Origin of the sequence: Candidatus Epulonipiscium viviparus (assembly GCF_000171335.1) — a bacterium.
Lineage (GTDB): Bacteria > Bacillota > Clostridia > Lachnospirales > Cellulosilyticaceae > Epulonipiscioides > Epulonipiscioides viviparus.
This window is the reverse complement of the sequence record NZ_ABEQ01000083.3, coordinates 1-14,960: the sequence shown is the minus strand read 5'-3', so window position 1 is coordinate 14,960 and position 14,960 is coordinate 1. Positions and strand designations below refer to the sequence as shown.

Genomic DNA, 14,960 nt, shown 5'->3' with positions numbered 1-14,960 from the left:
GATACGATTACCGATTTTTATACCAAAACTTTAGCGTATGCTCAAACGCTTCGAGATGGTACCGAAGGCGGAAATCCTGCACCAGACCCTGCACCAGACCCTRCTCCAGACCCTGCACCAGAYCCTGCACCAGATCCTACTGCAGATGATTTAGTTATAGATCGAATCTTACCAGATGCATTTTCCTATCGACCAGTACAATATGGTTTGGATGGACGTATTGCATTTAGCATTGTTGCAGAAGGAATCGGGCTTGTTGAAGTGATCGAAGCGCCGATACTTAAGCCACCGTTGCTTGAAGAGTATCAGGATGTATTCGATGAAGTAGTCACCTTGCTTGGTAGCGGCTCTGCATTTTTGGATTATGCATTTCTAAATGATTCTACGGATGCTTTTACGGCAATAGAAGATCTGACCAAACTAATGCTTTTGRAAAACGTCTTAAAAAAGACCGACCCTGCAGTTGTGGCCTTAGAACGTGAAATTATCGAATATATCCAAGTTGATGCCAGCGAGATTATAGAAGAGGGCGACGATACAACAACAACAGACCTATTTGAGTTTACATTAAATTTAAAATTGGTCGATCCAGACGGCAGAGTAGACGAGGCCAAAACAGACAGACTACGGATAGCCTCGATTCCTCCAGTTGTTGCACCCACCATTCCCGAAACTGCCACCATTAGAACAGAATACAATAGAGTTTTGGCCGAACTAAAACCCGATGCCACTAAATCCAGCGATTGGGGGCTCAACAAAGCCATTGTAGATTCATGGGCAACTACTGGTGAGCCATTAACCAACGAAGACTTTTATTCTGGAGGTACCGAGTTTGCTGCAACTCAGCTAGCAGCCTTTATTGATGTTGAAGCATTGAACATGGACTTTGAGTTGCATCCTCTAAAAAGCTCGTATATACCCGCAACAGGCGATATAGCAGGTACTATGGATTTTATTTTTACATCTGCTCACCTTAACCAGATAGAACAAATTCGTGTCATAATTGAAAAGCCAGATCCTGTTGGAGATTATAATGATGTTTTAAATCTTGCGATAGAAATGTTGATGAGTGATACAATGTTAAAAGACTACCAGATTTCCGATACCCGAATGCCTTCTGATGTCGCACTCGATTTAGCCGTTTTGTCTAAGGCAGGRTTACTCAACGCTACTACYGGAAACCAGAGAGCTTTAGCAGAATACATCAACTTTGAGTTTGTAGAAAACACTACCGCCACGCCAAGTACCGCTATCAACTATAACCCTACTATATCTCGATTTGATTCTGGCGACATTGCAAGCAAGCTGACTTTTTTTGATGTTACATTAACTCTTACCGATCCAGTTTCTGGCGAAATCACCACGGTATTGTTGGAAAAATTTGCCGTACCTGTATATACAGTAACTTTGGAGACTCCGCTTCACACTGCAGCAGTAGAGACTCTCAAAAATTCTCACAACGCTTGGGGATTAAATATAGTAAACACAGAATCTTGGAGTGTGTTTAATGACATTGAAGGGTTTTATTCGAGCTCTCACGAATACTTAGATAACAAATATCAACGACTACTGGGCGATATAAACGAAATCGTATTTGAAGAAGTTGACCCCGATGATCCTGACGCAAAGCCCGAAGTTGTGGACGTCGTTAAGATTATAGACCAAATTATACCCATTGCAAAAACTTATACTCCAGCCACTGCGTCATCGGATGGTTTTATAGACGTAATTATAGTATCAACATATTTTTCAAAGGCCGAAACGCTCACCATTCCAATCAATTTGGCACCCGAGTATCAAGAAGTTTTTAATGTAGTCACCGAACTAGTCAAGCCTCCTGCAATAGAAGACCCTCTCAATCCCTCCGCACCAGTAAAATACGAAGTTCTGTCTGATGATAACGTTATTATATTTGATCGCGATACCGAAGAAGAAATCGCAACTGGAATCGAGCAAATGCTTAAGGCGAAAATTATGTTATCTGATGAGCTGATTGGCGACATGCGTGTCATGGCCGAGGATGTGGAATTTGACGTTACACCTCTCGACTACGATGCGCCTCAGGCTGATCCGGATTATGGATTCCTCGAATTCCATCTTACGGTTTCGCTTGCAGATCCTATTAATAATACCGTTTATACAACAACATTTCCTGAAACTGCCACTATTGAGATACATTTAAAAGTGGGGGATCTTGAGCAATTTGATAATTTAGCAGAAACGCTAAATACAGAAGACTGGGGACTAAACAGTTCTATTACCGGCGAGTGGAGTGTTGAAAACGATAGCGCGTCATTTTATGAGGACGGCATCCAATTTGGTAGCAATGCTATTGAGAACATCTTAAACTACGAAAACTTTTTGACAGTAAATGGCATGCCAACAAACGAGTATGTTATTGATAAGATCTATCCATTGGCAGCAAGTTTTAAAAAGGCTACCACCGAAGCAGATGGTGAGCTGAGATTTACTGCTGTATCCACGTATTTTAACACTACAGATGAGATTATTGTTGTGATTCCCAAACCCGACACAGTTGATCCCGATCCCGAGCCCGATCCCGATGATAAAGGATTTGATCCATATACTTTTGGACTGCGAACTACATTAGAACTAACCAAGTTTGATAACGAATACATGATGCGTGCTATCGACTTTTTGGTTAAAGAATCCATTAGGCGAAATACCATTCCCGAATTGCGATTAGACGTTGGTGGCAAAAAAGACTTTGCTTCACTTGAACTTCATGGCGGAGTTTTGAATACATTACTATTAAGCGACAGAGCAATTTTGACAGTTGTTACAAAGGCTGGAACTATAGAATTTTCCACCAATGCGTTGCGCTCTATCTTAAACGAGGCTGTTGATGAAGTTCTAGACGAAGACGACGAGTCCTCAGCAGAAAATATTATAATTCCAGAAGGCAAAAGCATCGAGATCACCATTGATACAGATTCCAGACTCACCGATGATCAAGACGAAACGATTGATAAGTTTCCGTATTGGTCTATTGTGGTGGCTGTTGATGGCACAGAACTTGATGAAATCGAAGGCGTAATGGAGCTGTTACTTCCTTATGATATGGAGGGAGACGAACCCAGCGATGTGTATCTATATGAAGTTACGGACAACGGCAAATATAGCGAATTGGGCATTCAGTATGACGAAGACGACAAAACCATTAAGCTAGACGTCAAAGCTCTTGGCGAATTTATGGTAACAGAACAAAACGTACGCCTTAACGATTTACTATTAGATAGGCAGCGAGAGATAGAAAAACGAGAAAATGATGCCGAAGATCGTGCGGACGATGGTTTTAATCAGGCATACAAGCCGCCTACCCCTATCAAAAATCCGTTTGTCGATATTATTCCCACATATTGGGGATACGACTCTATATTATCCTTATATGCGCAAGGGCTGATGAGCGGAGCTACTGCAACACTATTTAAGCCAAACGACCCTGCCGCCAGGGCAACTATTATCGATATACTGTATAAAATCGATGGCTCCAGTAGCCAATATGATAGCGCTTTATTTAATCTATACACCGATGTAGATAGCGACGACTGGTTTTCAGATGCTAGCAACTGGGCCAGAAATACTTATGTATATACCGGATTTAATGATCGTACTTTTCGTCCATATCAGGCCGTTACTAGAGAAGAGTTGGCCATGATCATATACAATTACATGCGCTACAAAGGCATCGGCTATAATATGGCGACTAATTTAAATGTATTTAGAGACGGCTGGCACGTATCCAAAGATTTGACCTGGCCTGTGGGAGTTGTAGTTTATAACCGCATTTTGGTTGGGTCAAAAGAGGGAGACTTGCGCCCGTTAGAAATTGTTAGCCGAGTGGAGCTCGCCGCCGTTATTGATAGACTTCTTGCTTTAATGAATCGATAAAATTTTTGTAATGCCCCATCTTATTTTTCGCAGAGCCTTGCCAAACAGAAACATATAAGGTATATAATATACTGAGATAATTTTTTTTATGAAAGGATAAAATAATGTTAGATATATGTTTACTGGGTACGAGCGGTATGGCTCCGTTGCCAGATAGGTACTTGACAGCGCTATTAATTAGATACGGAGGAAAAAAAGTACTAATTGATTGCGGCGAAGGTACTCAAGTTACAATGAAAATAGTAGGATGGGGATTTAAATCGATAGATATTATATGCATTACACATTATCACGGAGATCACATAAACGGCATAGCAGGAGTCATAATGGCCATGGCAAACTCTGTTCGCACCGAGCCACTTACCATTATAGGGCCGCCGGGGCTTCATCGAATTTTAAATGGGCTATTAATAATATGCACCGATTTGCCGTTTAAACTTAAAATATTAGAAACTGAAATAGCAACCAATACAATAGAAATAGGAGAGTTCTTTATTACCACTATTCCGCTTAACCACAAAATTCCTTGCCTTGGGTATAGCATAGAAATCAAGCGCCCTGCAAAATTTATGCTAGACAAAGCGGAGTTTAATAAAGTTCCACAACCAGCTTGGCGGTATCTCCAACTTGGCGAAAGCGTTCAAATAGATGGAAAAACATATACACCTGATATGGTTCTTGGGCCACCTCGAAAAGGGTTTAAGGTAAGCTATGTTACTGATAGCAGACCGAGCGACAAAATTGTTAGCGCTGTTGCCGARTCTGATTTATTCGTATGCGAGAGTATGTATATGGATTATCCGGATTTGGAACAGGTGAAAAAATATAAGCATATGCTAGGAGTAGAAGCKGCTCAAATGGCAAAGGAGGCGCGAGTAAAAAATCTTTGGCTTACGCATTATAGTCCAGCAGTTCCTACATCGTCGCTAAACGTTGCGCCGGCAACAGCCATCTTTGAACATACTCAATTRGGTGTAGATAGAAAAACATGTACTCTAACTTATGAAGATTAATCCAAACAGAGAATTAGGGGGAATTTAGCTATGAGAAAATTTATAGGTATTGTTATAGGAGTCACCGTAATTGCTTCCTACTTTATATATACAAAAAACTTACCTACCACAAACAACCTGACTAACATTGCGCAAAAAAACTTTGACCAAAACCTTGTTGATTTCACAACTCAAATGGAAGCGGGTTATCCTAGCACGCCAGAGGATGTTGTTACGAGTTACAGCGATTTGCTGCAGCTAGCATATTCGGAGCATGCAGACACCGAAGACATTGTTGCGCTCGTAGAAATGATGCGTACGCTATACTCATCCGAGCTTTTGTTGTTAAACGATGCCAATAAGCAGGTGATCAACTTAGTTGCCGATGTCGAGAACCAACGTGAACAGGCTAATTTTTTGCTCCAATCTTCTATTGCGAGAGTAGAATATCTTGAAAATACCGACGAAATGACTATCATTATGACACACACTATGACTAATTTTAAAATCACACGCGAATATTATGTAGTAAAAGAAAACGATCAATGGAAAATTTTTAGTTTTAAAGATGTAGGAGTAGAACAATTTAGCGCCTCCGATGCGTTAGAAAACCAAGCGGATGCGTTAGAATTCGATACTTTAGAAAACCAAGCGTAAGAAAGGAATTTTGTAATGCAAATATTAGCAATTGAAACTTCGTGTGACGAAACCGCGGTTTCAATAGTAAAAAATGGACGCGAAACTATTGCAAATGTAATTGACTCGCAAATAGAAAAACATAAAATTTTTGGAGGTGTTGTTCCCGAAATAGCCTCCAGAATGCACATAGAAAAGATTAACGCCTGTGTGCAAGAAGCATTAAACCATGCCAGCCTAGAGACCATCGATGCAATAGCGGTAACGTACGGTCCTGGTCTTGTGGGAGCATTATTAGTTGGGGTAGCATTTGCCAAAGGACTCGCTTTTGCTACTCAAAAACCACTTGTTGGAGTTCACCATATCGAGGGGCATATTGCCGCAAATTATTTGGAGCACCACGACCTCAAGCCGCCTTTCTTATGTCTTGTAGTATCTGGTGGACATACACACCTCATAAACGTTAAAACTTATACAACATTTGAGATTGTTGGCAAAACCAAAGATGATGCTGTTGGAGAGGCATATGACAAAGTTGCCCGCACATTGGGATTGCAATACCCTGGGGGTCCAAAAATAGATCGCCTTGCCGCCACGGGAGATGCCGATAGTATCAAATTTCCTAAGGCAATGCTAAACGATGGATACGATTTTAGTTTTAGCGGAATTAAATCTGCAGTATTAAATTATGTAAACGGCGAAAAGATGAAGGAGCATGAGATCAAYGCCGCCAACGTYGCTGCCAGCTTTCAAAAAAGTGTAGTCGAYATCCTAACTCACAAAACTATAAAATACGCAATTGCAAATAATATAAAAACAATAGTATTAGCTGGAGGAGTTGCCGCCAATTCTTCGTTGCGCTCCAATATGCGCTCACAGGCTACTGCTAACAATATCAATCTATACTATCCAAGCCTTTCGCTATGTACTGATAACGCTGCAATGGTGGGCTCTGCTGCTTATTATAGCTATATTGCYGGAGTCCGCTCTAATATGAGTTTGAATGCGACGCCGAATTTGGTTGTTGGGGCCAAGCCTGCTACTGGATTTGCCGCGCTCCACAATAACATTTAATCTAATTTTGAATATATAATTGGAGGGATCTATGAGACATATTTATATCGAAGACAATACAAACGAGATACAGCCGCTTCCATTTTCGGGAACATCCATTTATGGTGAGACACTGGGGATTAACAGCCAATGCATGACAAAGGACGGCAAACCCTGGCTGCCCATTTCTGGAGAGTTTCAATATTCTAGGTTTAGCAAAACTGATTGGGACAAAGAATTACGCAAAATACGAGCTTGTGGTGTCGAAATAATTAGTTCGTATGTATTTTGGATTCATCATGAAGAAGAAAAGGACGTATACAAATTTGATGACAATTGCGATATTCGAAAGTTTGCCGAGCTATGCACCAGGTTTGGGCTTAAGCTGATATTGCGAATGGGGCCTTGGATTACGGGTGAGTGTCGCAATGGAGGGTTTCCGGACTGGGTTTTGGATCTGCCAGATGTTCATGGCAAAATTCATGGCGACAGCCCAGAGTTTATGAAACGAGTTAGGCTATATTTCGAAGAATTTTATAAGCAGATTAAGAATGAATTTTGGGTCGATGGTGGCAGCATTATAGGTATCCAGCTAGATAATGAATACTCAATTCACCGCGCTCACAATCTCGAAAACGGGGTTTCTTATATGAAAAACCTTAAGCAAACTCTGGTAAATATTGGATATAAAGTTCCGTTTTATTTTTATACAGCTTGGAACGGTGCGCTATTTCATGAGCAAGATGCCTTGCCGGTGTTTGGCGCGTATTGCGATGCGCCTTGGAGCCCTTTGTTGGTAGAGCTAGATCCACTTTCGAGATTTTTGTTTGCAGATGAGCGAAATTCGGATATATATACGACCAACACGTCAGAGACCCAAGCTTGGTTGCGTTCTGAGTATGCAAAGCTGATCCCCACGCCATATTTAACTGCGGAGTTGGGAGGAGGCATGCAACCATCATTGCATCGTAGAATTTTGTGTGAGCCAGATGATACCGAAGCTCTTTCCGTTTGCATGCTAGGGCGCGGTGCAAATATGTTGGGATATTATATATTTCATGGTGGGACGCATCCTACTGGCAATTTATCATTTACAAACAGCGTCGCTCGAAAAGGCGTTATGTCAAACACTTATCCTACAAAAAGTTACGACTTTGGCGCACCCATCGGCGAAGACAACATGTTACGACACAGTTATCACGCACTCAAGAAAAGGCATCTGATGATTAATGAGCTGGGAGAGTTTTTGGCAATGTCGGTACCCACTTTTCCAGATGATAACGCAACGGTCAACACCGATACTGAATCGCTTAGGTATTGCGTTAGATATGACAAAACCAGTGGAGCCGGATTTTTATTTATCAACAACCATGTTCGAAAGCGCAACATGCCAATGCATATAGAAGAATTTACCATTCATGTTGCTGGCAAGGAGATAGTAATTCCACCAATACGAGTTATGAACCATGAGATGAAGATAATTCCGTTCAATTTACCTCTTGGCGATGCCAGGCTAATAAGCACCAATGCCCAATTTTTAACTAAGATTGGTAACCGATACTTCTTCTATGCAGATGACGAACCTATATATAATATGGAAGGAACAGCCAAAATCACGACGCTCAATTCGGCAGAAGCGCTATATGCTTGGAAGTTTAACAATATGCTATATATCAGCGAGGACATTCTCTATAGCCGGAGCAATCAGCTATGCATCGAAAGTAAAAATCCCTTTGGTCAATACGCTTATTACAACGCTAGTGGCATTCGGTATTTGGAGACTTATAATGTTAACGGAGTGGAAAACGAATACTCTGTGAATTTTATCGAACAGCAAGGCGATGTCAAAATATATAGATTAGATCTTCATAAGCTCAATGTTTCATATGTTGCAGATATATTGATGACGCTTAAGTTTATTGGCGACAAAATCGAAGTCTACGACAGCAAAAAACTTATTGGTGACTATTTCACGAATGGCCAAGACTATTCTATCACGCTCAAGCGCTTTAATTTTCCGAGAGAGCTTACCGTGCGTGTCTATAAATCGGCACCTCGAAACACGCGGTACTTTGACGTGCCAGTAGCATACGGTTGCGAGTTGTGCCAGGTTCAAATCGAAAATATTTATAGAGTGAGGTAACATTTTATGAACAACAAACCAAATGTAATCTGGGTATTGACAGACCAAATGAGAGCAAGCGCTATGGGATTTATGGGTGACGCAAACGTACGCACACCCAATCTCGATAATATGGCAAGAGAGGGAGTTGCATTCGTTAATGCCGTTGCGGGAACGCCCTGGTGTTGCCCGTTTCGTGGTGCGCTCCTAACCGGGTTGTATCCGCATCAAAATGGAGTTACCCAAACCCCACAGGCTCTCGATCCCGCCACTGCAACAATCACTGCACCCTTTAGGACTGCCGGATATCACACTGCCTACGTTGGCAAATGGCATCTCGATGGCTCCAATTCAGTAACTCACTATATTCCCCCTGAGCGCCGCGGTGGCTTTGATTATTTTATGGGCTACGAAAATAACAATAACCAAAATGAGAGCTATGTATTTGGCAACGATTGCGAAAGACCAACTCGGCTCGATGGCTACGAAACCGATGCCCTCACGAATATATTTATAAAGCATCTTCAACAACACACGTCGCAAGATAGCTATCAACCATTCTTTGCGGTACTCTCTGTTCAGCCACCGCACGACCCCTATGTGCCGCCGCTATATACAGGCGAAGGCAAAATTTATTATCACAATCCAGCAGACATAAAACTTAGACCCAATGTACCACCGGGCCGCTGGTCAGATGAAGCGCGAATGGATCTTGCAGGATATTATTCAATGATCGAAAACATCGATACTAACGTCGGCAAACTTMGAATGGCACTCAAGCAGATGAATATCGATCGCGAGACGTATATTATATTTATGTCTGATCACGGTGATTGCCTAAATTCGCATGGGCAATGGAGCAAATCTAGCCCGTGGGAAGAGGCGATCCGCATTCCGTTTATCGTGTGCCGCGTTGGAACCAATTATCATATGCAATCTGGCATCCGCGACGCCGTTATAAATCATATCGATATAGCACCAACCACGCTGGGGCTTTGCGGAATTACGCCACCACAAAACATGGTAGGATTTGACTATTCTCCGCTATGCATACAAAAGAGCCAGCCAGAATATCACGAATTACAAGGGGCTATTCCCGATTCTGCGTATTTGCAGCAGATCCCAAGAAAGTATCATGCTCACACTGCCAACAAAGCGTGGAGAGCCGTGGTAACCAGAGATGGCTACAAATACGTATGCTATCCTCATCAAGACGTTATGCTATTTAATTTGAACGATGATCCATATGAGATGGCGAATCTATGTCACGACAGCACCTCGCAAGTGATTAAAGAAAAACTACACTCGCTACTGCAAAAATATATTGTCGACACAGGAGATACCTTTGATCTTCCTGATATTACTTTAAATCGCGGCAAGAATARCAATTAATCATTTGGAGGTTATATAATGGAAAAGCGCAAGAACATTTTATTTATTTTGACCGATCAACAAAGGGCGGATTTTTGCGGCTGCTATGGTGCACGTTGGTTAAAAACCCCAAACATCGATAAACTGGCAAGCGAGGGAGTGTTATATAAAAATGCCGTTACCCCATCTGCRGCATGCGTTCCAGCTCGCGCGTCATTACTAACTGGGAGATCTGCCATAGAAAAYCGYGTTATAAACAACGCCCAGTGGTTGCGTCCCGATCACAGCGCCATGGGAGTATTTACTTGGCCTCAAATTTTAGCCGAAGAAGGATATCACACTGTCTCTATAGGCAAAATGCATTTTTATCCTTGGGACATCAGCGAAGGCTTTCAACACCGCATTATCGCAGAAGATAAAAGGCATACGGGTGTTCAAGACGATTATACTTTGTTTTTACAAAAGCACGGCTACAAGAGACTTCATGGCTCGGCTTGCGAAGGATATTATGAACACCTAGGAGCCGTGATTAGCTATTTGCCCGAGGAAATGCAGATCGATCGATTTGTTTGTAATCAAACTCTTGAGTATTTGGATATGCTGAATGATGAAGAAATTCCGTTTGCTATGATGGTGGGATTTCCTGGACCGCACTGCCCGTATGATCCGTCGCAAGAGATGATGGATAAGATGCCAGATGCCGATATCCCTCAACCTGCACCTAGAACCAAAACTTCCGATACTTTTAGACCTCGAAATATCAGTGACAATTCATTGGGATGGAACGGAGTAGATTTAACCAACTTTACTGCAGAAAAGGCGCATAAAGTCCGCCTTCATTACAGTGCCCTAATTCAAGCCATCGATGAATATTTGGGCGAAATTATTTCAAAGCTCAAAGAAAAAAATATATATGATGATACCGTAATTATTTTCTCATCAGACCACGGCGATTATTTGGGTGACTTTGGAATGGCGGGCAAGGGGCACTTCTATGAAGGAGCAATCAAAATTCCGATGATTGTTCGCGACCCTGCTACTGCGCCGGCAGAAGTTGAGCATCCGGTTTCTTTAACCGATACGTTTAATACGATTTTACACTTCGCAGGACTCAACCCCGCAGATACATTGGATACTACAACGCTAGCGCCATTTGGACCGACCACGCGAGCGGCAGTATTTGGATGCATCGACCAAGGCTGGATGCTACTCGACAATCAGTATAAGTATTGCGCATATTATAACGGGGTTCAAGAGCTCTTTGACGTTGCAGCAGATAAACTCGAGCAAAATAACTTATTAGAAGATGCCAACTACGCTGAACTTGCAAAAGAAATGAGAAGCGAGCTGGACAGACGAGTTTTTGCCGCCATCTCTGCCGGAAACATAGATAATATGGCCAAAGAAAAGTTGATGGATAGATCGAGAACATTTAGTAACCCATTCAATCATCATGGTTGGACTCGAGTATACCCTCATAAAGTAGAAAATTAATTTACCAGATGCAGTCCCAAATTCTATGGGGCTGTATTTTTAATTTATAATCGGTAATATATGGCAATAGTTTAAAATTGGTATATATTTCTATCTTCAGGGTAACACTAATTCAAATTATTTGACTCGGAGGATTTTTATGTACAAAAAACTTATAACTATTACTTTTGCCATCGGTATCTCAATCCTGGGATATTATACTTTTGCAGATGACAACTCCATCACACAGGATATCGAAATTATACAATACTCACCAAACTCGGTAGTATCATTGATTGCAGCTGGAGATAATTTGATACATAGCTCTATCTACAAAGCAGCTTTGGTCAATGGCAACTACGAAACATATGACTTTACGCAAGCATACGAACATATCGCGACCACCATTGCAGGCTACGATCTGGCAATATTAAACCAAGAAACTCCACTAGCAAATCAATCTCCTTCTGATTATCCGCTTTTTAATTCTCCACCAGAGCTGGGCGACAAAATGTTAGAGCTGGGTTTTAATGCATTTTCACACGCCAACAACCACATACTCGACAAAGGAGAAGCCGGGCTTATCGATACATTAGACTTTTGGAAAAGCAGAAACGCCTTTGCCTATGGGGCCTATTATGACGAAGCCGACCTACAAACTATAAAAACTATGACCATTAACGATATCGTGTTTTCATTTATTGGCGTGACAGATCATACCAACGGCCTAGCATTGCCTGCCGACCATACGGCTCAACTTTTATATACACATGAAACAGACAAAATAAATGCGCTTATCCAAGCAGCAAATGACGCATCAGATGTGGTCATTGTTTCTGCACATTGGGGAAACGAGGGAACGCATTCACCTACAAAATCACAAAGGGATCTCGCCTCTGAGTGGGTCGAAGCCGGTGCCGAAATTATCCTTGGCACGCATCCGCACGTAATTCAGCCAATGGAATTTATCGAAAAACCAGACGGAGGAAACGCTTTTGTAGTTTATTCGCTGGGCAACTTTATTTCGGCTCAAAATCAAGTTAACACAATGCTCGGACAGCTAGTTGCTATAAATATTATAAAAAATGGAGCTACCGGAAGCATAGATCTACAAGAGGTAACCGCGATACCCATCGTCACTCACTACGTACCATATTACCAAAATATTACAGTATACCCGCTTTCAACCTATACCGATGACCTAGCTAGAAGCCACAATCTAAAAATCAATGGGCACTACTTTTCCAAAGAAGTCTTGCAAAATATCGTAAATAACAATATCAGTGATAAATTTTTGACAACGGAATAGGCATAGAATGGGACAAGCTTTCATAGAATACACAATAAGGTGGTGATTAAATATGGGACTGTTAGTAGCCTTTCAGATGGTATTTACGGCAGAGGCGCTAGGAGTTGGGCTAGGCATTCTTTTATTATACTTATTTAATATAGAGAATAAACGTTTAATAGGAATGTTATTTGGCTCAACAGCAGGCATAATGCTTGCTATGATTTTTTTTGATATACTTCCCGAAGCCTTTGAGCAAGGCAATTTTTATTTAGTTGCAGGGGGAACTTTTGTGGGAGTATTTTTGGGTTTATCTCTACAATCCATTACGCATTATATCAATCAAAAATTGGATATAGCGCAAATACAGGATGCCAAGATGTTTCAAACTGGGATTTCTCTTCTAATTGGCATTGCTATTCATAACATACCCGAAGGCTTTGCATTTGGATCGCTTAGCATCACATCTCAAGAAACGATCGTAAATTTTGCAATAGCCATATTCTTACATAGCATTCCTGAAACTATAGCCGTGATGTTTCCTCTCAAAAAAGCTGGGGTAAAGGCATCTTTCTTGTGTATGCTCCCTATTGTTCTTGGATTAGTTATGGGTGCCGGAGCCATATTGGGATATATTTTTAGTCGTACAAATGACGTTTTAATAGTGTTATCGCTTGGGCTCGCCTCTGGCATTATTTTATATATTATCTGCGAAGACTTACTTCCCGAATCCAAACATATTTGGAACGGGCGAATGACTAGTGTTGCAACTATTATAGGAGTGTTAACTGGATATTTATTGGTAAATTTTTAGTAAAAATATCCTCTATTAAATTTTTATTAACCCTTATAAATTCAAGAATACGTGGAATAATATACTTGTATCACGAAAATAAATTTAGTTAGTTTATTTGTTTTATTTCAATAGCCTAGCTATATGAAGTAATAGAAAAACTATAAATTTACTAAAGGGGGTCTTTTAATGCCAAGACTATATTGTAGCGTATCCAATTGCCAACACAATGCAGATTCTTGTTGTTCATTAAGTGCAATTGAGATCGATGGGGCAGGCGCTAATTGTGCTGAAAACACTTCATGCGGCGATTTTGTGGAAGGGTTTGGCATCATGAATAGCGCAGCTAATGCAAATCCAGTGCTTGAGGTTAGGTGTGAGGCGACTAATTGTGTGCATAATTCGGGCGGTCAATGTGGATCAGATTTTATGTCTGTTTCAGGAATGAACGCTACTAGTTGTGTTGGAACAGAGTGCTCTAGCTTTTGTGAAATTTAATTTGAGCAAGCACTTATTTTGTTTAAAAAGAACTTGACAAATTAAAGGGTATATAGCAAAATGTTGTTATGTACCTTTTGTACATATTAAATTGGACAAGATAGGAGGAATCGTTATCTTAGAACATATTATTGAAACAATTGTTCCATTTTTTATCCATATTTTGGAAATCATGGGCATTTTTATTCTTATAATAGGTGCGGTCAAAGCATTTTACCACTATTTTAAGGGACTCTTTATTGTTGATCCATACGCATTAAAATATCACTTTGCAAACGCAATGGCGATGGCACTAGAATTTAAGCTGGCAGCAGAAATTTTAAAAACGGTAATTGTCCGAAATATAGATGAGATAATTATGTTGGGAGCTATTGTATTACTTAGACTTGTTATGACTTTTGTAATACGAGCAGAAATGAAAGACGAAGTGGATGTTGCCTCTAATACGCAAGAATTGAGAAATCTAAAAGAAGAAAACGAAGCGCATCAAAAAATGTAAAAAAATAAGCACACTCCAATTTGAAGTGTGCCTTTTTTTTATTAAGCCATATTATTAACTAAAGTCGCAAGTGTAGACTTTTTGCGTGAAGCTGTGTTTTTGTGATATACTCCTTTGCACAGGCTTTGTCGATAGCCTTTACTGCTACTTTTAGGTTTGCATCAGCAGTATCTTTTTCGCCAGCATTCACAGAAGCAATCACTTTTTTAGCATAAGTTTTTACTGCAGATTTAATTGCTTTATTTCTTGCTGTTTTAGTTTCGATAACTTTAATACGTTTTTTTGCTGATTTAATATTTGCCATTTTAGTGGTCTCCATTCAT

General features: G+C 40.7%; 11 protein-coding genes and 1 pseudogene. 11 read left to right on the top strand and 1 reads right to left on the bottom strand.

Annotated elements, in window-relative coordinates; genetic code table 11:
• From EPU_RS10490 to EPU_RS10440, 11 genes are all read left to right on the top strand, one after another.
• Window positions 1–3,912: S-layer homology domain-containing protein (locus tag EPU_RS10490; RefSeq protein WP_029488380.1), on the top strand; the 3,912-nt coding region annotated here is incomplete at its 5' end.
• A gap of 104 nt (window positions 3,913–4,016) precedes the next feature.
• Entirely contained in the window at window positions 4,017–4,925 is a 909-nt protein-coding gene (locus EPU_RS10485; protein WP_029488379.1) for a ribonuclease Z, read from the top strand.
• 30 nt (window positions 4,926–4,955) lie between these two features.
• Window positions 4,956–5,561 carry a DUF6715 family protein gene (locus tag EPU_RS10480; protein ID WP_010169176.1) on the top strand — a complete coding sequence of 202 codons (606 nt, stop codon included), beginning with the start codon at window positions 4,956–4,958 and terminating at the stop codon, window positions 5,559–5,561.
• A 15-nt stretch (window positions 5,562–5,576) separates the two neighbouring features.
• A complete protein-coding gene (tsaD, locus tag EPU_RS10475) occupies window positions 5,577–6,614 on the top strand; it encodes a tRNA (adenosine(37)-N6)-threonylcarbamoyltransferase complex transferase subunit TsaD (RefSeq protein WP_029488378.1) in 1,038 nt (345 codons plus the stop codon).
• Window positions 6,615–6,645: 31 nt separating this feature from the next.
• Complete coding sequence (locus tag EPU_RS10470) at window positions 6,646–8,736, top strand: beta-galactosidase (RefSeq protein WP_010169172.1); 2,091 nt, start codon at window positions 6,646–6,648, stop codon at window positions 8,734–8,736.
• Window positions 8,737–8,742: 6 nt separating this feature from the next.
• A complete protein-coding gene (locus EPU_RS12380) occupies window positions 8,743–10,107 on the top strand; it encodes a sulfatase family protein (RefSeq protein ID WP_052296514.1) in 1,365 nt (454 codons plus the stop codon).
• Between the two features lie 18 nt (window positions 10,108–10,125).
• Entirely contained in the window at window positions 10,126–11,580 is a 1,455-nt protein-coding gene (locus EPU_RS10460) for a sulfatase family protein (RefSeq protein ID WP_029488377.1), read from the top strand.
• 139 nt (window positions 11,581–11,719) lie between these two features.
• Window positions 11,720–12,868, top strand: coding sequence for a CapA family protein (locus EPU_RS12375; RefSeq protein WP_010169168.1), 1,149 nt, complete (start codon window positions 11,720–11,722; stop codon window positions 12,866–12,868).
• A gap of 52 nt (window positions 12,869–12,920) precedes the next feature.
• A complete protein-coding gene (locus tag EPU_RS10450; RefSeq protein ID WP_010169167.1) occupies window positions 12,921–13,661 on the top strand; it encodes a ZIP family metal transporter in 741 nt (246 codons plus the stop codon).
• A 168-nt stretch (window positions 13,662–13,829) separates the two neighbouring features.
• Window positions 13,830–14,138 carry a DUF1540 domain-containing protein gene (locus EPU_RS10445; protein WP_010169165.1) on the top strand — a complete coding sequence of 103 codons (309 nt, stop codon included), beginning with the start codon at window positions 13,830–13,832 and terminating at the stop codon, window positions 14,136–14,138.
• A 91-nt stretch (window positions 14,139–14,229) separates the two neighbouring features.
• A complete protein-coding gene (locus EPU_RS10440) occupies window positions 14,230–14,637 on the top strand; it encodes a DUF1622 domain-containing protein (protein ID WP_010169163.1) in 408 nt (135 codons plus the stop codon).
• Window positions 14,638–14,678: 41 nt separating this feature from the next.
• Here EPU_RS10440 and rpsT read toward each other — a convergent pair.
• Window positions 14,679–14,941 (bottom strand): annotated as a pseudogene (rpsT, locus tag EPU_RS12370) (30S ribosomal protein S20).
• Window positions 14,942–14,960: the final 19 nt, after the last annotated feature.

Excerpts from the sequence above, each read along its gene's own strand:
- EPU_RS10480 (WP_010169176.1), top strand. The coding sequence starts at position 4,956 with ATGAGAAAATTTATAGGTATTGTTATAGGAGTCACCGTAATTGCTTCC.
- EPU_RS10470 (WP_010169172.1), top strand. The coding sequence starts at position 6,646 with ATGAGACATATTTATATCGAAGACAATACAAACGAGATACAGCCGCTT.
- EPU_RS12375 (WP_010169168.1), top strand. The coding sequence starts at position 11,720 with ATGTACAAAAAACTTATAACTATTACTTTTGCCATCGGTATCTCAATC.
- EPU_RS10450 (WP_010169167.1), top strand. The coding sequence starts at position 12,921 with ATGGGACTGTTAGTAGCCTTTCAGATGGTATTTACGGCAGAGGCGCTA.
- EPU_RS10445 (WP_010169165.1), top strand. The coding sequence starts at position 13,830 with ATGCCAAGACTATATTGTAGCGTATCCAATTGCCAACACAATGCAGAT.